Source organism: Pseudomonas sp. MAG002Y, assembly GCF_019400845.1.
GTDB lineage: Bacteria > Pseudomonadota > Gammaproteobacteria > Pseudomonadales > Pseudomonadaceae > Chryseomonas > Chryseomonas luteola.
Genome location: NZ_WOEJ01000007.1, coordinates 97,404 through 115,832 on the forward strand (window position 1 = coordinate 97,404; position 18,429 = coordinate 115,832).

The window sequence follows — 18,429 nt, forward strand, 5'->3', positions numbered from 1 at the left end:
TTTTATTCCCCTTGTGCTTGGCTATGCAACCAGCCTAGCGCCTCTGCCACGCTGTAGAAAGAACCCAATACGATGATTTCATCGTCTTCCGTAGCCATTTCAGCCGCTGCACTTAATGCATTTCTTATAGTGTCGTGACAATGCACGGCCTGCCCCTGATTGCGCAACGCAGCATGTAGCTCTTGCGCAGAACGGCTCCGAGGCGTTGGCAGCTCAGCCACAAACCATTCGCCGATTACTGCAAGCAGTGGGATAATAACGCCGTGCAAATCCTTGTCAGAAAGCAGGCCAAATACAGCCAGGCGACGCCCGCTGGGTTTGCGTACAGATAATCGCCGAGCCAAATACTCTGCTGCGTGGGGGTTATGCCCCACATCCAGAAGCAAGTGAATTTGCTTGTTATCGATACTTACCTGACGGCGATCCAGCCGCCCTACTACGGCTGTGTCCACAAGAGCCTGGACTATCTTTTCAGGCACCCACTCGATATCTAGCAACACATACGCCTGCAAAGCCAGCGCAGCGTTTTCCATAGGAAGATCAAGGAAAGGGATGCCGGGCAACGTCAACACCTCGCCATCAGCGGCTACGCCCTTCCAAAACCAACTATGGGACTCCATAAGAAGATCAAAGTCTTTACCCCGGCAAAACAGCGGAGCATTCAGACGCTCCGCCTGCTCCAGCAGTGGAACAGGCGGATCAAGGTCGCCACAGAGGGCAGGTTTTCCCGAACGAAAAATACCCGCCTTTTCAAACGCAACGCTTTCTCGCGTATTACCGAGCCATTCGGCGTGATCCAACCCAATGCTGGTGACAAGTGCCAAGTCAGCGTCGACCAGATTAACTGCGTCCAGGCGACCGCCAAGCCCAACCTCGAGAATGACCGCATCGAGCTCCGCACGCGCGAACAGCCAGAAGGCAGCAAGCGTGCCCATTTCAAAATACGTTAGCGAGGTGTCTTGACGTGCCGCCTCAACGGCAGCAAATGCCTCACATAACGTCTGATCGTCTACGTCCTGCCCATCAATGGAGACACGCTCGTTATAGCGCAACAGATGCGGCGAACTGTAAACCCCGACACGCAACCCCGAGGCACGTAACAGTCGAGCCAGGAACGCACATGTCGATCCCTTGCCGTTTGTTCCTGTAACCGTAACGACTCGAGGCGCCAGACGCCCCAGCGCAAGTGCCTGAGCCACCTTGCGCGAGCGGTCCAACCCCATGTCAATGGCAGTGGGATGCAGTTGTTCGAGGTAACTCAGCCAATCGGCCAGGGACTTGTTGTTCATCAGGCCGCCGGGCTAGGAACGTTCTGCAGGGTAGCCAGCAACTTGGAGAGACGACTACGCAGCTCAGCGCGCGGCACAATGATATCCACCGCACCATGCTCAAGCAGGAACTCACTGCGCTGGAAACCTTCCGGAAGCTTTTCACGCACAGTCTGTTCAATGACGCGAGGGCCTGCAAATCCGATAAGTGCCTTGGGCTCAGCAACAATCACATCACCCAACATGGCAAGACTTGCCGAAACACCGCCATATACAGGGTCTGTCAAGACGGAGATAAAAGGAATCCCTTCTTCACGCAAGCGCGCCAATACTGCAGATGTCTTGGCCATCTGCATCAGCGATATCAGCGCTTCCTGCATACGAGCCCCACCCGACGCCGAAAAACAGACCAGCGGACAACGCTGTTCCAGAGCCACATTGGCGGCGCGTACAAAGCGCTCACCCACGACGGCGCCCATGGAACCGCCCATGAACGAAAACTCAAATGCGCAGGCCGCCACCGGCATACCCATCAGCGAGCCCTTCATGGCAATCAGGGCATCTTTTTCACCAGTCTCCTTTTGAGCGGCCGTCAGACGATCCTTATATTTCTTACTGTCGCGAAATTTCAGGCGATCAACAGGCTCCAGCTCAGCGCCAAGCTCCTCGCGCCCGTCCGCATCCAAAAAGATGTCCAGACGACGACGAGCATTGATGCGCATATGATGACCACACTTCATGCAGACATCCAGATTCTTTTCCAGCTCCGGGCGGTAAAGCACCGACTCGCAAGAAGGACACTTGTGCCAAAGCCCTTCAGGTACAGAACTGCGTTTCACTTCGGAACGCATGATCGAAGGAATCAGTTTATCTACCAGCCAATTGCTCATGCATTACTCTCCACTTGCATGGGCTCGCATGTATCAAGTCCTGAGCTCGACACACAATCCCTGAGCGAATTATGAATTGATGGTGAACGGAGATTGAACAGCATGTCCAACTCAACGCCACCAGGCTCCACCCTAACGGGCTAGCCCAACCTAAACTCTGCTAGTAATTATCAAGCAGAAAAATCATTGATGACCCGAAACGGTTCGGGCCCGACTTAGCCTGTTGACGGTCTTAATTCAATTGCCGTCACATGGCCTCAGTTGATCCTTTTAATCCTAACCACGCCGTACGGCATCAACGAATGCACGAACCTTTTCGTGATCCTTTATACCCTTGGTTGACTCTACCCCGCCGCTGACATCAACAGCGTAAGGACGCACTCTGGCAATGGCATCGGCTACATTTTCAATCCCAAGCCCACCTGCCAGCACGATAGGCTTGGATAATCCCTGCGGTATTTGCGCCCAGTCAAATGCCTGCCCTGTTCCACCGGGAACACCTTGAACATAGGTATCTAGCAAGATGGCATTTGCACTAGCGTATTCCTGACAACGAGCAGCAATGTCTTCACCCGGCTTCATACGCAGCGCTTTCATGTAGGGCCGACGATACCGCGCACAATCGGCTGCCGTCTCCTCACCATGAAACTGCAACAGATCAAGCGGCAAGGCATCCAGTGTTTCGTCAATCTCACAGCGGGACGCATCGACGAAAAGCCCTACCGTTGTCACGAATGGAGGCAAAGCAGAAATGATGCGCTTGGCCTGGGGGATCGATACGGAACGAGGGCTTTTCCTATAAAAGACGAGCCCGATAGCATCGGCGCCCGCATGAGCGGCGGCCAATGCATCCTCGACGCATGTGATTCCACAGATTTTCACACGGACCGCTGACACGTCTTTTTACCCGGACTGAAAAATCAGACGATGGTATCAGAAGGCGGAGGCTTAGTCAGTTCGCCATATCAGGGAGAGCCGACAGGAAATGCGGCCCCAGGTAGCGCTCAGGCAAATCAAACTCTTCAGGGTATTCGACCCTGACCAGATAGAGGCCATAGGGATGCGCCGTCACGCCTCCCGCTTTACGATCGCAGGCGTCCAGCACTTGAGCAGCCCACTCGACAGGCCGCTCGCCTGCGCCGATCGTCATCAATACGCCTGCTATGTTCCGCACCATATGGTGCAAGAAAGCATTGGCCCTGATATCGAGCACAATAAAGCAGCCGAACACCTGTACATGCAGATGATAAACAGTCTTGATGGGAGATTTGGCCTGGCACTGTTGCGCACGGAACGATGTAAAATCATGCGTCCCAACCAAAAGGGCCGCAGCACTTCGCATTCGCTCAACATCTAGCGGACGGTGATTCCAGGTAACTTGCTCGGCCAGATGAGCAGGTCGAATAGGATCGTTGTAAATCACGTAGCGGTATCGACGCGCGACGGCTGAAAAACGCGCATTAAAATGATGAGGCATGGGCTTGGCCCACGCTACACTAATATCCTTAGGCAGGTTGGCATTTGCCCCTAGCACCCAGGCATGAAGCGGACGATCAATCGCCGTATCAAAATGCACGACCTGACCGCTGGCATGCACAGCCGCATCGGTACGACCCGCGCAGGAAACCGTCACAGGCTGAGCTGCCACCCGGCTCAATGCTTTCTCAAGGGCTTCCTGCACGGATATCACGCCAGCCTGCTGCCTTTGCCAGCCGCGGTAGCGAGCCCCCATGTACTCTACACCAAGGGCTATTCTTGAAACGCCAACGGCAGCCTCCTCGGCTGCCGCTGTGTTAACACTTTCAGTCATATTCAACTCAATTGGGCCAACATCTCGCGAGCCTCATTACGCTGGGCATCACTACCTTCGGCCAGAATCTCATCAAGGATATCTCTAGCCCCATCCGCGTCGCCCATATCGATATAGGCTCGAGCCAGATCAAGCTTGGTTGCCGTCTCATCTTCACCCGAAAGGAAGTCGAAATCGTCATCAAGACCTGAACCACTCTCTGCAGAAAAACTGCCGAAGTCAGTACTGGCTTCGTCTTTGCGCTTCTCAGCTACAGTCTCTTCCCTCAGATCAGGACTGCTCTGCTCCAGGTCAGCATTGGCGCGCTGAAGCTCAGCTTCGAAGCTGTGTGCTTGTGGGTCAGCCGCTTCAGGCGTTTCACGCTCAGCAATAGGCTCTGGCTCTGCTCCTGGCTCGTCAATGGAAAGATCGAAGTCATCCGACAGATCATTCACGTCCGAAGGCTTCGTTTCATTATCTGGCAGATCGAGACTGAAGTCATCCTCAGGAGCATGAACCGCAGGCTCGCTAAAGGCCATCGGCTCAGCGTTGCGATCCGACTCGTCCAGATCCAGAGAGAACTCGTCATTTAACGCCGTATGCTCGGGTGCTACCGGACGCTCCGAATCACTCGACAGATCGAAGTCAAAGTCAAAATCGTCATCCTTGGCAGTCTGAGCAGTGGTTTCTTCTGCGGTAAAATCGAATGTATTCGTATCTTCGCGCACCACCGCTGGCTCTTCAGTGTCATCCAGCTTGAAGTCATCGAAACTCAGATCGAAATCGTCATCGAGCTTCTCAGTAGTCTCGGGCTCATCAAGGCGATGCTCCTCGGACTCACTGACCTCGTGCGCAGCAGCCAGCGCCGCCGCACCCAGGACTGTTGCAGCTGCCGCGGCAGCCATGGCAGGGTAGCGGGACTTGAGCTGCTCGACTTCCGGCTGGGATCCACCAATTTCACGCAACTCATTTTCCTGGCGAATGAAGCCCTCACGGTCGCCCATCTCGGCATACACTTCCATAAGTTTCAAACGCAAGTCAGCGCGATGCGGCTCCTCATCACTGGCTTTCTGCAGAACATCAGCAGCCTGATTGAAGCGCCCATAGGCCATATAGATATCAGCCTGACCTAGCGCGTCAGACGGCTGCTTGGCATCGGTGTTCTGATTATCCAGATTGCTTTCGGACAGGTCACTTATATCCAAGCCGTCCAGACTGCTTTCATGAATATCGGGATCGACACGATAGGCACCAATGGACTGCTCCTCTTCCAAGGCGGCTTCACGCTCGGCTTCACGCATGGCGTTGCGGCGAGAGATGACCATCAGAAGAACCAGCAGCGCCAACAGCGCACTGCCACCAATTACACCCAACCAGAGGGTGTTTCCAAATATCTGATCAAGGAAACTGGTGGGCTCTTCGGCAACAGGTTCAACAGGCTGAGCCGGAGCTGCAGTGGCGGGCATGGCAGGCGTAGTGGCCGAAGGCGCCGCGGGTGTTTCGGCCGGTACTTCTGGAGCACTGGCCGAATCGGGTGGAGTATCCTCTGGCGTAGCGGGAGGCGCTGTTTCAGCCTGTTCAGACGTGCTTTGGTCAGCCGTAGGTTGAGCAGGCTCACCCTCTGGCGTTGTGGCCGGCGGAGTGATTACCGGAGCCGACGCCTCAGGGGATTCTGGAGCAACGCCCTGATTGGCAGCCGAAGCCTGCAGCTGAGCTAGCTGGGCATCCTTGAGTTGCATCAGCTTTTGCAACTTGTCCAGCTGACTTTGCAAATCGCTCATGCGACTCTTGAGTTCTTCGTTTTCGCGACGAGTCGAATCCAGACTTTCTTGCGTCACGGCCAGCTTGTCTGCCAGCGCCTGGTTATTACCGCTATTTCCCTGGTCGCTACCAGAGGCTGATTTGCCCTGCTGACCGGATAGCAGGCGCAGATTGTCCTGCTGCTCGGCCGCCCCCGGTGCACTCTCCGGGCCTTGCCTGTTGGTAGCATCAAGTTGTCGAGGCGAACCTGGCACGTTGGCGGCATCAGCGGCCTGCAGACCACCACGCCAGGCTCGGTTCTGAGCAGCCACTTCTTCCAATGCTTGGCGCTGGGAACGCACTCTGATCTGCTCATCATTGGGGAGACGAAGAACCTGCCCACTCTTCATCAAATTGATGTTATTGCTCAAAAACGCACTAGGGTTACGATCCTGGATAGCCAGCATCATCTGGTGTACAGAGACGTTGTCGTTGGGACGAGTACGGTCTGCCACTTCCCACAGGGTATCTTTCGGGCTGGTCGTGTACTCACCATTCATGGTGACAGGCACACCCGCTGCACCTGAAGGTACCGGGGTTGTCGCTGGACGCGCAGGTCTTGATGGTGCAGGCGCCGTAACAGGCGCTACGGGTGCTGCCGCCGTTTGAGGCGTGTAAAGCGGTGGGTCCAGTAGAACGGTGTACTCGCGAAGCACGCGACCGCTTGGCCAGCTCACTTCCAGCAGGAAGTTCAAGTAGGGCTCACGTACCGGCTTGGATGACGTAATACGAATAACACTACGCCCGTCCGCTCGGACTTCAGGCGTAAATTTAAGATCGGTCAGAAAATAGTTTCTATCGACGCCGGCTTTACTGAAGTCTTCAGGGGAAGCCAGAACGGGGCGCAATTCTTCTGCTGAAAGGTCGCGAACATCCTTGAGGTCAATGACCGCATTGAATGGCTGATTCAGTGATGAATTCAGATGAATATCACCGAGGCCAAGGCCATACGTCGCTCCTGACGCAAAGGCGGATGCCGCCGCGATTGCTAGCACTAATTTTCGAACCCGAACCATAGCTTTCCCTTATGATTTCTGTCGGCAGCAGATTTGCTTACCTAGGTACCGTTCAAGATGACCGGCCAGTTTGAACGGTACGCCTAGCCAATTATTTACTGATAAGTCTGCCCTAACTTAAATCAGTATCTTTTACAGATAATGTTTTATCAATAATTCAGCCGTTTGCACGGCATTAAGCGCAGCCGCCTTTCGAACATTATCTGAAACGATCCACATTTCAATCAGATGTGGATCTTCAGGATTATGTCTGACGCGCCCAATCAATATTTCATCACGTCCGATCGCATCATCCACGACCGTTGGATATTCTTCTGCATCAAACAATTCCAAGCCTTCATGCTTAGAATAGGCCAAATTCAGATCTTTTATAGCCAAAATATCACGTGTTTTAACGGTTACCGAAAGACTATCGCCAAAGAACACTGGCACTTGAATACAACTGACCGCCAATGTTCCGAGACTGTCGCCCAACACTTCTTTACACTCGCCCATGACTCTATGCTCAATTGCAGTATAGCCATCTGACTGTGGTTCACCGGTCTGTGCTAGCACATTGAATGCCAACTGCTTGCCAAATACCTTTGGTTCCAGTGGACGCGCATTTAGCAGCTCGGTTGTTTGCCGCGCCAACTCTCGAACACCGGCCCTACCCCGACTAGAGGCAGCGAGACAAGCGGTAACAGTTGCCTGCTCAATAGCACTTTGATGGCAAATGGGAGCCAGTGTACTAATGAGTACTGCGGCAGGTGCACTCGGCACTGACAGCAGACAAGGCCTTTGCTGCTGGCCAATAAGTTCGCTGCTGACGTCCGGCATCACACGCGGCGAACGTAAGCTATCCAAAGAGCCAGTCAGGTCAATAACCGAACATCCCGCCTCGAATGCTTTTTCTACCAACGTCCCGGCCGATACCGTATCAGCTGCCATAAAGGCCAGTTGAGCCTTGCCAAAATCAAAGTCATCAGCTGCCGTTATGCGCAGGTTTCTGCCGCGAAAGGCAATAGACTGACCAACAGAGTCAGCTGACGCTACCAAATAAAGGTGGACGAGCGGGAAATCACGCTCCTCCAGCAATGTCACGATAGCTTCGCCAACGTTGCCTGTTGCACCAACGACAACGACCGAAAGGGATGTGTTCATGTGCAGGGGCCCAGAATGAAAAAAGGCGGCACTGTAGCGGCCGCCTTTAAGACTTTCAATTGCCGTGAATCATGGAGAAGCATGATCTCAACGGAATGAGGAGTAATACATCAACGCTCAAGCAAAATACGCAGCATACGGCGCAGCGGCTCAGCCGCTCCCCATAGCAACTGATCGCCGACAGTGAATGCGCCCAGGTATTGGGAGCCCATGTTCAGCTTACGCAGACGACCTACCGGCACGTTAAGCGTGCCTGTTACCGCAGCAGGGGTCAGCTCACGCATGCTGACTTCACGGTGGTTCGGCACCAGCTTGACCCATGGATTGTGCTGACTGATCAAACCTTCGATATCGGAAATCGGCACGTCCTTGTTAAGTTTGAGGGTCAATGCCTGGCTGTGGCAACGCATGGCGCCCACGCGGACACAGATACCATCGACAGGAATCGGGTTTTTGAAGCGGGCCAAGATCTTGTTCGTCTCCGCTTGCGCCTTCCATTCCTCTCGGCTCTGTCCATTAGGCAGCTCCTTGTCGATCCAGGGAATAAGACTCCCTGCAAGCGGCACACCGAACTGCTCTACCGGGAAAGACTCGCCCCGTAGCGTTTCGGCCACCTTACGATCAATATCCAGAATCGCACTGGCAGGATCTGCCAGATCGTCAGCAACGCTTGCATGCGTCGCACCCATTTGGCGAATCAGCTCACGCATGTTTTGAGCACCGGCACCTGACGCTGCCTGATAGGTCATTGCGCTCATCCACTCAACCAGGCCAGCCTCGAACAGCCCGCCCAGAGACATCAACATCAGGCTAACGGTGCAATTGCCACCGATGTAGTTCTTGGTGCCCTCGTTAAGCGCCTGGTCGATCACTCGACGGTTTACGGGATCCAGAACGATCACGGCATCGTCATGCATACGCAAGGTAGACGCAGCGTCAATCCAGTAACCGTTCCAACCGGCTTCCCGCAGCTTCGGGAAAACTTCGCTGGTGTAATCGCCGCCCTGGCACGTGATGATGACGTCCAGGCCCTTGAGTTCGTCAATGCTGTAGGCATCTTTCAGCGGAGCGATATCTTTTCCAATGGAAGGACCTTCGCCCCCTACATTGGAGGTGGTAAAGAACACCGGCTCGATCAAGTCGAAATCACGTTCATCCAGCATACGCTGCATGAGCACGGATCCCACCATACCGCGCCATCCGATTAAACCTACACGCTTCATTGCTACTGCACCTTTTTTGGAAGTGGCGGCCGGAAGCGCTCCGGCCGGCCGTACAGATTACTCACTTGCGAGCGCCGCGACTACTGCCTCGCCCATTTCGCGAGTACCTACTTTTTGACAGCCCGCTGACCAGATATCGCCTGTACGCAAGTTCTGGTCCAGAACACGGCTTACCGCCTGCTCAATCGCCTCAGCGGCCTTTGATTGGTTGAAGCTGTAGCGGAGCATCATGGAAACGGAAAGAATCGTAGCCAACGGGTTGGCAATACCCTGTCCGGCGATATCCGGCGCCGAACCATGACAGGGCTCGTACATGCCTTTGTTGTTGGCATCTAGCGAAGCGGAAGGCAACATGCCAATCGAACCGGTCAGCATTGAGGCCTCATCCGACAGAATGTCGCCAAACATGTTGTCCGTCACCATCACGTCGAACTGCTTGGGCGCGCGCACCAACTGCATGGCCGCATTATCGACATACATATGACTCAGCTCGACATCGGGATAATCCTTGGCGACCTCTTCCACAACCTCTCGCCATAGCTGACTGGACTCCATGACGTTAGCCTTGTCTACCGAGCAGAGTTTCCTGCCGCGGACACGAGCCATTTCAAAACCGACACGTGCGATCCGGCGAATTTCGCTTTCGCTGTAGGGAAGCGTATTAAAACCCTCACGCTCACCGTTATCGAGCGTGCGGATACCGCGAGGGCCACCAAAGTAGATCCCGCCGGTCAGCTCGCGCACGATCAGAATGTCCAGACCTGACACCACTTCTGGCTTGAGGGTAGAGGCCTCCGCCAATTGCGGATAGAGAATGGCCGGACGCAGATTGGCAAACAGACCTAGCGCAGAACGAATCTTGAGCAAACCCTTTTCAGGACGAATTGCACGATCAAGCTTGTCCCACTTGGGACCACCCACCGCACCCAGCAGAACAGCATCTGCTGCCTGAGCCTTTTCAAGCGTCTCATCAGCCAACGGAACGCCATGCTTGTCGATGGCTGCACCGCCGATCACATCTTCGGTCAGCTCGAAATCCAATGCGAACATGTCGTTGACGCGATTCAGAACCTTAACAGCCTCAGCCATGATTTCAGGGCCAATGCCATCGCCTGGCAGAATGAGGATCTGTTTGCTCATTGTTATCTCACTTATCCATGGAAAAGTAGAGGTGGTGCAAGGGCACCACCCAGATCATATAGGCTGGGCCCAAAGGACCATCACATCGACGGTAAAGGAGCCGTCCTTGTCAATTTCGAAATAATGACGGACTTCCTGGCCAATCCGGCCTTGTACTGTGCGTATGGCCTGACGCATGGGCTCAGGTGTATTCATCCGCTCGGCCCACTCCAGGAAGCTCAAGCGCAGCCGCTGGCGAACACAGCGGGTTACTCCCAGACGAGCAACACCCAGCATCTGGAGCCACTCAGCCATGGAGTAGTCTCTGACGTGACTGTTATCACGCAGGATTTCTACGGTCTGAAGATAGGTATCAAGACGGGGGTTGGCAGGCGAGATGACATCCACAAACGCAGCCTGACCATTGAAACGCAGCACACGCCGCACCTCGCTCAGGGCTGAGCCGATGTCACGCCAATGATGCGCGGAATACCGACTAAGAACGAAATCAAAGCTGGCATCCCCAAACGGCAGACGCTCAGCCATCCCGGGTTGCACACTGATATTGTCGATGCCACGCTCATTGGCCGTACGCTTGACGATGGCTAGCATCTCTTCTGACAGATCCAATGCCACCACCGAGCCCGCCACAGGCGCAATGTTGTAGCTGACATGGCCGGCCCCACACCCTAGATCCAGAACCTTTGCCTGCTCGCGTTTGGCTACCTGCTCCCGCATCTCCTGCAGTTCAGAGCCTTGAGCATGGACGTTACTCCCCAGGTACGACTCAGCCATCGTACCGAATTGGGATTGGACAATTTGTTCGTGATCACCAGCCATGTTGCCTACCTCATGCGTTTTGAAACAACCAGGGATTGGCCTGTTGGTATGTCTTTTCGAATGCCCTGACGGCATCCGCATCCTGCAGGGTCAGACCAATGTCATCCAACCCATTAAGCAAACAGTGCTTGCGGAACGCGTCGATTTCGAAGGGAATGGCTTTGCCATCAGGACGTTTCACAACCTGCGAGGCCAAATCGATTTCAAGGGTATACCCTTCTGTCGACTCAACCTGAGCAAAGAGTTCACTCACTTCCTGCTCTGGCAGGACGATTGGTAATAAACCGTTCTTGAAACTGTTGTTGAAAAAGATGTCAGCAAAGCTCGGAGCAATCACAGCGCGAAAGCCGTATCCATCCAGCGCCCAAGGCGCGTGTTCACGGGATGATCCACATCCGAAATTTTCCCGCGCCAGGAGAATGCTGGCTCCCTGGTAACGGGACTGATTAAGCACGAAATCCGGATTGAGTGGACGCTGGCTATTGTCCTGCCCAGGTTGCCCTACATCCAGATAACGCCACTCATCAAACAGGTTGGGGCCAAAGCCGGTCCGCTTGATAGATTTCAGAAACTGCTTAGGGATGATCTGATCCGTATCGACATTGGCGCGATCCAGTGGAGCAACCACGCCTGTATGCTGAGTAAATGCCTGCATGAGATACTCCTTAAACGCGGCCGAGTTCACGAACGTCAACGAAATGCCCTGCAATCGCTGCCGCAGCGGCCATGGCGGGACTTACCAGATGCGTACGACCACCGGCACCCTGACGCCCTTCGAAGTTGCGGTTGGATGTGGATGCGCAGTGCTCACCGCTTTCAAGGCGATCCGCGTTCATTGCCAGGCACATTGAGCAGCCCGGCTCACGCCATTCGAAACCTGCGTCGATAAAGACCTTATCCAGACCTTCCTTTTCAGCCTGGGCCTTTACCAGGCCAGACCCAGGCACCACCAGCGCCTGCTTGATGGAACTCGCCACCTTACGGCCTTTGGCGACAGCCGCCGCGGCGCGAAGGTCTTCAATGCGAGAGTTGGTACAGGAGCCAATGAATACTCGATCCAGACGGATATCAGTAATAGGCTGACTGGCCTGCAATCCCATGTATTTCAATGCGCGCTCAATAGAGCCACGCTTCACGGCGTCTCGCTCCTGGGCCGGATCAGGAACGGCTTGGTCTACCGCAACCACCATTTCAGGGGAAGTCCCCCAGCTAACCTGAGGCTTGATCTTGGTCGCGTCCAATTCGATGACGGTATCAAAGACAGCATCTTCATCAGAGACCAGCCCGCGCCATACTGCTACGGCTTGCTCCCAATACTCGGGCGCAGGGGCAAAAGGGCGTCCTTTTACGTAATCGATCGTGGTCTGATCGACCGCCACCATGCCTACGCGTGCGCCCGCCTCAATTGACATGTTGCAGATTGTCATTCGGCCTTCCATCGACAAGGCGCGAATGGCACTGCCTGCAAACTCGATAGCGTGCCCATTACCTCCCGCCGTACCGATCTTGCCGATCACAGCCAGAATGATGTCTTTGGCGGTTACGCCGAAAGGTAATTCACCCTCGACGCGTACCAACATGTTTTTCATTTTCTTCGCGACCAGGCACTGGGTCGCAAGCACGTGCTCAACCTCGGACGTCCCGATACCATGAGCCAAGGCACCAAGCGCACCATTGGTGGACGTATGGGAGTCACCACATACCACGGTCATGCCAGGCAGGATAGCGCCCTGCTCTGGGCCTATGACATGCACAATGCCCTGGCGCACGTCATTCATCTTGAATTGAGTAATACCGAAGTCATCGCAGTTTTCGTCGAGCGTACGAACCTGAATGCGAGACGTCTCATCCTTGATGGAAGCAATACCTTCCTTACGATCCGGCGTGGTTGGCACGTTGTGGTCTGGCGTTGCCAGATTGGCGCCTAGACGCCAAGGCTTGCGCCCAGCCAACCGCAGGCCTTCGAATGCCTGAGGTGAGGTCACCTCATGAATGATATGACGATCAATGTACAGCAGTGCCGAACCATCATCGCGCTGCTTGACCAAGTGCATATCCCAGAGCTTGTCGTAAAGGGTCTTGCCAGCCATCACTAACGTCCTCATCGGCGTGTTTCTATGCCCTTAGGGCTTGTAAGGTGATCCTAACGCTTGATGCTCTCATAAAACAAATTCATAATTTTCATGATCCGCATAACCATCAGGAATCCATCTTTTGGATCTGAATAACCTCAATGCGTTTATAGCAGTTGCTGAGAGTGGAAGTTTTTCCGAGGCAGGCGAACGGCTGCATTTGACACAACCTGCCGTCAGCAAACGAATTGCCAGCCTTGAACAGCAATTGGAAACACGTCTCTTCGATCGTATTGGGCGGGAAATCAGCCTAACCGAATCAGGCCGAGCGCTTTTGCCCAGGGCCTACCAAGTAAAAGACGCCTTGGCTGACACGCGAAGAGCACTGGCCAATCTCAATGGAGAAATTGCCGGCAAACTAATTTTAGCCACTAGTCATCACATCGGATTACATCGGCTACCGCCGGTACTCAGGACCTTTACACGCCTATACCCAAAAGTTTCTCTGGATATTCGCTTTCTTGACTCAGAAGCGGCATATGAGGAAGTGCTACAGGGGCGTGTGGAGCTTGGCATTATCACCTTGGCGCCAGAAGCATCGCCGCTTATCCAGGCCTCACCTGTCTGGGATGACCCACTCGATTTTGTCGCAGCGCCTGAGCACCCCCTGGCCATGTCAGAGCAAATCAGTCTGGCTGACGTTGCTGCGCACCCCGCCGTTTTCCCAGGCGGAAATACCTTTACCCATCACATCGTGCGGGGCTTGTTCGAGGCGCAGCAGCTCACCCCTAACATTGCAATGAGCACAAATTATCTGGAGACCATTAAAATGATGGTCTCCATCGGCATTGCCTGGAGCGTTCTTCCACGGACAATGCTTGATGAACAGGTCGTGAGTCTCCCCTTGCCTGGAATACACCTCAAACGCCGCCTGGGCTACATTGCTCATACAGAACGAACGCATTCCAATGCAGCCAAGGCCTTTATGAAGCTATTGAGCGATTTCCACGCATGAATAAAAAAGGGGCCGCACATGGCGCCCCCTTTTCTACTGTTTGATGGCCGCTGTACTTAGGCACTCTGACCTTCCAGCGCAGGCTTTTCGTCGGCACTCAAGTGGCCATTGATAGCGATGCGCTTGGGCTTGGCCTCTTCCGGTACTTCACGTACCAGATCGATGTTGAGCAAGCCATTCTTCAAGCTCGCGCCCTTCACCTCAATGTGATCAGCCAGGCGGAAGGACAGCTTGAAGGCACGCTGGGCGATGCCCTGGTGCAAATAGGTCACGCTGTCGGCGCTCTTCTCACGGCGGCCGCTCTTCACGGTCAACACGCCCCGCTCTACTTCAAGCTCAAGGTCGTCTTCGGCAAGGCCGGCAGCCGCAATCACGATGCGATAGCGATCGTCGCCATGCTTTTCTACGTTATAGGGTGGGTAGGAGCTGCCCGACTCGTTGCGCAGCGCGGATTCGAACAGGTCATTGAAGCGGTCGAATCCAACGGAATGGCGGAACAAGGGAGCAAGAGAGAATGCAGTGTTCATATAGGGAATCTCCTGAGTCATCAGCAAGTTTCAACGCAGGGCCCGGCTTCGGCGCCCTGCAGGATTCCATATAGGAACCCTCTCACTTTTTTTCAAGTAGCACACCCGATGAACGGTAACTGAACTGGACTATGCAACCGAAGGAATTGAGGACTGCAAGCCAAGCAGCGTATCGATCCGCTCGCATTCTATCTCACGGCGTATTTCGCCAAACAACGTCAACGCCTCCTCATAATTACGGGAAAGCATACCTAACCACTGCTTGAAACGTCCCGGCGCATAGCGTGGCGCCATCTTCTGACGCGCTTTAAGCCAGAAAATCTGTAGCAGCGCGAACAGCTCTTCCCACTGCATAGGCTCAACATGCTCACCCTTGACGCCGGCCGCTATCTGCCTCGCCAGATCAGGCCGGGAAACCAATCCACGCCCCAACATGACCTCTGCGATACCGCACACCTCACGGCACCGCCAGTAATCCTCCAGCGTCCAGATCTCGCCATTAGCCAGTACAGGAACGTCGACGACTTCCGCAACCCTGGCAATCCACTCCCAGTGAGCTGGCGGTTTATAGCCATCTTTTTTGGTACGGGCATGCACAACCAACTGTTGCGCCCCGCCAGAAACCAACGCTTGAGCGCACTCCAGCGCGCCTTCAGGGCTGTCATAGCCCAACCGCATCTTGGCTGTCACCGGGATAGACGAAGGCACGGCACGACGAACATGCGAGACAATCGAGTGCAACAGCTCTGGCTCGTTAAGGAGAATGGCACCGCCCTTGGAGTTGTTAACAGTCTTGGCAGGACAACCAAAATTCAGATCAATGGCCGGAGCACCCAGCGTACAGGCGTACGCCGCATTCTCTGCCAGACAGACAGGATCCGACCCTAGGAACTGGACTCGCATGGGTACTCCCGCTCGCGTCATCGAGCCGCTTGCCAACTCCGGAGCGTATTTTTCATACGTTGCTAGAGGCAATAGCCGGTTGGTAATGCGAATAAACTCCGTGACACACCAGTCGATGCCACCTACCTGCGTCAGCAGATCGCGCAGAATCTCATCAACCAGCCCCTCCATGGGCGCCAAAGCGATTTGCATGTAGACCTCTGGAACACTTAAAGCGAATCAGGCAGCGCCTGACCGTAACCCTGAATGAAAGCCTCAGGCATACGCCGCGGCTTACCTGAAGAGAGCTCTATACATACGAAAGTCGTGACTGCACGCAGCAAGGTCATACCATCGGACGGGCGCATCAGTTGAAAACGACGTGTCATACGTAGCCGCCTGTCCCAATCAGTCAGCCATGTTCCCAGCAGCAACTGATCACCTTCGAAAGCACTTGCGAGATAGTCGATCTCGTGCCGAACTACCGCCATGGCGCGGTCCAACCGGTGAAACTCGTCAACACCAAGTCCTAAGCTACTTGAATGCTGCCAGGCACACTGTTCTAGCCAGGCGACGTAAACAGCATTATTGGCATGCCCAAGCGCATCGATGTCAGTCATTGATACCTGCAACGATATGACGAACGGATTTTCAAGTTCCCAGTTCATATAGCCTCGCCGGAACATGTCTGCGTAAGTTTTTCAGGGCACAAAAACAAAGGGCTTGCATTTCTGCAAGCCCTTTGGGGTATGGCGCGCTCGAGAGGATTCGAACCTCTGACCGCTCGGTTCGTAGCCGAGTACTCTATCCAGCTGAGCTACGAGCGCGCAACTTGGTGCTTTTATATCCAGACCACCACTGGTAAAACCGGGTGTTTTTTAAACACCCTTCAAAATGGCGCGCTCGAGAGGATTCGAACCTCTGACCGCTCGGTTCGTAGCCGAGTACTCTATCCAGCTGAGCTACGAGCGCGCTGAGGGTGCACATTATAGGCTCATATCTTTTTGAGTCAAGCGAATTTCTTAATAGAATCAGAGGGATAGAACTCTGAATCGCTTTTCCCGGAGCCTGTAACGTAAATGGCGGTGAGGGAGGGATTCGAACCCTCGACACCCTTTTGAGGTGTACTCCCTTAGCAGGGGAGCGCCTTCGGCCTCTCGGCCACCTCACCGCGACGGGGCGTAATATACGCGATTTTTTCCCGTATGCAAGCAAAAAGTTAAATAAAAATCAGATGTTAGGTTCTTGGTCCTTTTCCTTTTGAATTCGCTGGTAGATTTCCTCACGGTGAACCGCCACTTCTTTAGGAGCATTCACCCCAATGCGCACCTGATTTCCCTTAACTCCCAAGACCGTTACGGTCACTTCATCACCTACCATAAGGGTTTCTCCAACCCGTCGAGTTAGAATAAGCATTCCTTTTCTCCTTTCGTTCAGGACCACAGTCTGCAAAAAAATCAGGATCAATTCCGGGAACCCGCGATCCTTACTGATCTATTGACCAATACCGCCAGAAAGAAAGTTCCGGCGGCATGATCAAATCGATGGAAGGCATCCAAAAACGCCCTCCAGAGAGATTGGCTATTCGCTTACCCGAGCAGGTGCATCGAGTTCGAAAGCCGTGTGAAGAGCACGTACAGCCAATTCCAGGTATTTCTCTTCGATAACGACCGACACCTTGATCTCAGACGTCGAAATCATCTGTATGTTGATACTTTCCTTGGCCAACGCTTCGAACATTTGACTCGCCACCCCGGCATGAGAACGCATACCCACCCCAACGATTGATACCTTGGCGATCTTGGTATCACCGGTTGCCTCACGTGCGCCGATGGTCGCTGCCGTCTGCTTTAGGATTTCAAGCGCATTCTGGTAGTCGTTACGGTGTACCGTAAACGTGAAGTCCGTGGTGTTATCGTGCGAAACATTCTGCACGATCATGTCGACCTCAATATTGGCCGCACTGATGGGACCCAGGATCTTGAATGCAACGCCCGGGGTGTCTGGAACACCGCGGATGGTCAGCTTGGCTTCGTCACGATTAAAGGCGATGCCGGAGATGATCGGCTGTTCCATGGATTCCTCGTCATCAAGAGTAATTAGGGTGCCTGGACCCTCTTTAAAACTATGAAGTACGCGCAGAGGCACGTTGTATTTGCCTGCAAACTCAACCGAGCGAATCTGCAGAACCTTCGAGCCGAGACTGGCCATTTCCAGCATCTCCTCGAAGGTGATCTTTTCAAGACGACGTGCATGAGGCACTACGCGCGGATCAGTGGTATACACACCGTCCACATCGGTATAGATCTGGCATTCATCTGCCTTGAGCGCAGCTGCAAGCGCGACACCCGTGGTGTCAGAGCCGCCCCGGCCCAAGGTAGTGATATTGCCCTGCTCATCCACGCCTTGGAAACCTGCCACAACCACGACTCGCCCTGCCTTGAGTTCGGCACGGATACGATGTTCGTCAATGCTGACGATACGCGCTTTGGTAAAAGCGCTATCGGTCAGGATCCGGACTTGTCCACCGGTGAAGGACACGGCCGGAACACCCCGCTTGGTCAATGCCATGGCAAGCATGGCGATGGTCACCTGCTCACCTGTTGACACCATTACATCCAACTCGCGCGGGTTTGGCTGCGGCATGATTTGCTTAGCCAGGTCGATCAGACGATTGGTCTCGCCACTCATGGCAGAAACCACTACTACGATATCGTCACCGGCTTCGCGAAACTTCTTGACCTTTTCGGCCACCTGTTCGATGCGCTCGACAGTACCCACCGAGGTGCCGCCGAACTTCTGTACGATCAATGCCATTTGATTGCTGCCTAACGCGAGGGCGCTC

The 18,429-nt window shown here is 54.2% G+C and carries 17 protein-coding genes and 3 tRNA genes; 1 reads left to right on the top strand and 19 read right to left on the bottom strand.

The window, feature by feature from the left end; translation table 11 throughout:
- Nucleotides 1-2 precede the first annotated feature (2 nt).
- The 11 genes from folC to leuC all read right to left on the bottom strand — a co-directional run bounded on the left by folC (nt 3) and on the right by leuC (nt 13,178).
- Nucleotides 3-1,289: a bifunctional tetrahydrofolate synthase/dihydrofolate synthase gene (folC, locus tag GM154_RS11950; protein WP_219652354.1), complete on the bottom strand. Its 1,287-nt coding sequence runs from the start codon at nt 1,287-1,289 to the stop codon at nt 3-5.
- Nucleotides 1,289-2,158 (bottom strand): acetyl-CoA carboxylase, carboxyltransferase subunit beta, encoded by an 870-nt coding sequence (gene accD, locus GM154_RS11955; protein WP_010794939.1) that lies wholly within the window; start codon nt 2,156-2,158, stop codon nt 1,289-1,291. Before accD ends, folC begins: the two co-directional genes overlap by 1 nt.
- A gap of 276 nt (nt 2,159-2,434) precedes the next feature.
- Complete coding sequence (locus GM154_RS11960; RefSeq protein ID WP_125888279.1) at nt 2,435-3,055, bottom strand: phosphoribosylanthranilate isomerase; 621 nt, start codon at nt 3,053-3,055, stop codon at nt 2,435-2,437.
- Nucleotides 3,056-3,110: 55 nt separating this feature from the next.
- The gene (gene truA / locus GM154_RS11965; RefSeq protein WP_219652355.1) at nt 3,111-3,968 is read right to left on the bottom strand and encodes a tRNA pseudouridine(38-40) synthase TruA; all 858 of its coding nucleotides are present in this window, start codon (nt 3,966-3,968) and stop codon (nt 3,111-3,113) included.
- 2 nt (nt 3,969-3,970) lie between these two features.
- Complete coding sequence (locus GM154_RS11970) at nt 3,971-6,763, bottom strand: FimV/HubP family polar landmark protein (protein WP_219652356.1); 2,793 nt, start codon at nt 6,761-6,763, stop codon at nt 3,971-3,973.
- A gap of 132 nt (nt 6,764-6,895) precedes the next feature.
- Nucleotides 6,896-7,906 carry an aspartate-semialdehyde dehydrogenase gene (locus GM154_RS11975; protein WP_219652357.1) on the bottom strand — a complete coding sequence of 337 codons (1,011 nt, stop codon included), beginning with the start codon at nt 7,904-7,906 and terminating at the stop codon, nt 6,896-6,898.
- Nucleotides 7,907-8,016: 110 nt separating this feature from the next.
- Nucleotides 8,017-9,129 (bottom strand): aspartate-semialdehyde dehydrogenase, encoded by a 1,113-nt coding sequence (asd, locus tag GM154_RS11980; protein WP_010794944.1) that lies wholly within the window; start codon nt 9,127-9,129, stop codon nt 8,017-8,019.
- Nucleotides 9,130-9,186: 57 nt separating this feature from the next.
- Nucleotides 9,187-10,269 (bottom strand): 3-isopropylmalate dehydrogenase, encoded by a 1,083-nt coding sequence (leuB, locus tag GM154_RS11985; RefSeq protein WP_010794945.1) that lies wholly within the window; start codon nt 10,267-10,269, stop codon nt 9,187-9,189.
- Between the two features lie 54 nt (nt 10,270-10,323).
- A complete protein-coding gene (locus tag GM154_RS11990; protein ID WP_219652358.1) occupies nt 10,324-11,088 on the bottom strand; it encodes a class I SAM-dependent methyltransferase in 765 nt (254 codons plus the stop codon).
- Between the two features lie 10 nt (nt 11,089-11,098).
- A complete protein-coding gene (leuD, locus tag GM154_RS11995) occupies nt 11,099-11,743 on the bottom strand; it encodes a 3-isopropylmalate dehydratase small subunit (protein WP_010794947.1) in 645 nt (214 codons plus the stop codon).
- A gap of 10 nt (nt 11,744-11,753) precedes the next feature.
- On the bottom strand, nt 11,754-13,178 hold the full coding sequence (gene leuC / locus GM154_RS12000; RefSeq protein WP_219652359.1) for a 3-isopropylmalate dehydratase large subunit: 1,425 nt from the start codon (nt 13,176-13,178) through the stop codon (nt 11,754-11,756).
- Between the two features lie 124 nt (nt 13,179-13,302).
- Here leuC and GM154_RS12005 point away from each other — a divergent pair, with 124 nt between their 5' ends.
- A complete protein-coding gene (locus GM154_RS12005) occupies nt 13,303-14,175 on the top strand; it encodes a LysR family transcriptional regulator (RefSeq protein ID WP_125888274.1) in 873 nt (290 codons plus the stop codon).
- Nucleotides 14,176-14,231: 56 nt separating this feature from the next.
- Here the strand turns inward: GM154_RS12005 and GM154_RS12010 are convergent, their stop codons facing one another.
- The 8 genes from GM154_RS12010 to GM154_RS12045 form a co-directional block, all read right to left on the bottom strand.
- Nucleotides 14,232-14,702 carry an Hsp20 family protein gene (locus GM154_RS12010; protein WP_219652360.1) on the bottom strand — a complete coding sequence of 157 codons (471 nt, stop codon included), beginning with the start codon at nt 14,700-14,702 and terminating at the stop codon, nt 14,232-14,234.
- 129 nt (nt 14,703-14,831) lie between these two features.
- Nucleotides 14,832-15,797 (bottom strand): tRNA-dihydrouridine synthase, encoded by a 966-nt coding sequence (locus GM154_RS12015; RefSeq protein WP_219652361.1) that lies wholly within the window; start codon nt 15,795-15,797, stop codon nt 14,832-14,834.
- A gap of 17 nt (nt 15,798-15,814) precedes the next feature.
- On the bottom strand, nt 15,815-16,252 hold the full coding sequence (locus tag GM154_RS12020) for a thioesterase family protein (RefSeq protein ID WP_019365431.1): 438 nt from the start codon (nt 16,250-16,252) through the stop codon (nt 15,815-15,817).
- Nucleotides 16,253-16,334: 82 nt separating this feature from the next.
- Nucleotides 16,335-16,411, bottom strand: a tRNA-Arg gene (locus GM154_RS12025).
- Nucleotides 16,412-16,479: 68 nt separating this feature from the next.
- Nucleotides 16,480-16,556 (bottom strand) — tRNA-Arg (locus GM154_RS12030).
- 108 nt (nt 16,557-16,664) lie between these two features.
- Nucleotides 16,665-16,755, bottom strand: a tRNA-Ser gene (locus GM154_RS12035).
- Nucleotides 16,756-16,814: 59 nt separating this feature from the next.
- Entirely contained in the window at nt 16,815-17,000 is a 186-nt protein-coding gene (gene csrA, locus GM154_RS12040; protein WP_010794953.1) for a carbon storage regulator CsrA, read from the bottom strand.
- A gap of 165 nt (nt 17,001-17,165) precedes the next feature.
- On the bottom strand, nt 17,166-18,401 hold the full coding sequence (locus GM154_RS12045) for an aspartate kinase (RefSeq protein WP_010794954.1): 1,236 nt from the start codon (nt 18,399-18,401) through the stop codon (nt 17,166-17,168).
- Between the last annotated feature and the right edge of the window lie 28 nt (nt 18,402-18,429).

Coding starts and splice junctions, on each gene's coding strand:
- folC (WP_219652354.1), bottom strand. CDS start 1,289: ATGAACAACAAGTCCCTGGCCGATTGGCTGAGTTACCTCGAACAACTG.
- accD (WP_010794939.1), bottom strand. CDS start 2,158: ATGAGCAATTGGCTGGTAGATAAACTGATTCCTTCGATCATGCGTTCC.
- truA (WP_219652355.1), bottom strand. CDS start 3,968: ATGACTGAAAGTGTTAACACAGCGGCAGCCGAGGAGGCTGCCGTTGGC.
- GM154_RS11970 (WP_219652356.1), bottom strand. CDS start 6,763: ATGGTTCGGGTTCGAAAATTAGTGCTAGCAATCGCGGCGGCATCCGCC.
- GM154_RS11975 (WP_219652357.1), bottom strand. CDS start 7,906: ATGAACACATCCCTTTCGGTCGTTGTCGTTGGTGCAACAGGCAACGTT.
- asd (WP_010794944.1), bottom strand. CDS start 9,129: ATGAAGCGTGTAGGTTTAATCGGATGGCGCGGTATGGTGGGATCCGTG.
- leuB (WP_010794945.1), bottom strand. CDS start 10,269: ATGAGCAAACAGATCCTCATTCTGCCAGGCGATGGCATTGGCCCTGAA.
- GM154_RS11990 (WP_219652358.1), bottom strand. CDS start 11,088: ATGGCTGGTGATCACGAACAAATTGTCCAATCCCAATTCGGTACGATG.
- leuD (WP_010794947.1), bottom strand. CDS start 11,743: ATGCAGGCATTTACTCAGCATACAGGCGTGGTTGCTCCACTGGATCGC.
- leuC (WP_219652359.1), bottom strand. CDS start 13,178: ATGGCTGGCAAGACCCTTTACGACAAGCTCTGGGATATGCACTTGGTC.
- GM154_RS12010 (WP_219652360.1), bottom strand. CDS start 14,702: ATGAACACTGCATTCTCTCTTGCTCCCTTGTTCCGCCATTCCGTTGGA.
- GM154_RS12015 (WP_219652361.1), bottom strand. CDS start 15,797: ATGCAAATCGCTTTGGCGCCCATGGAGGGGCTGGTTGATGAGATTCTG.
- GM154_RS12020 (WP_019365431.1), bottom strand. CDS start 16,252: ATGAACTGGGAACTTGAAAATCCGTTCGTCATATCGTTGCAGGTATCA.
- csrA (WP_010794953.1), bottom strand. CDS start 17,000: ATGCTTATTCTAACTCGACGGGTTGGAGAAACCCTTATGGTAGGTGAT.
- GM154_RS12045 (WP_010794954.1), bottom strand. CDS start 18,401: ATGGCATTGATCGTACAGAAGTTCGGCGGCACCTCGGTGGGTACTGTC.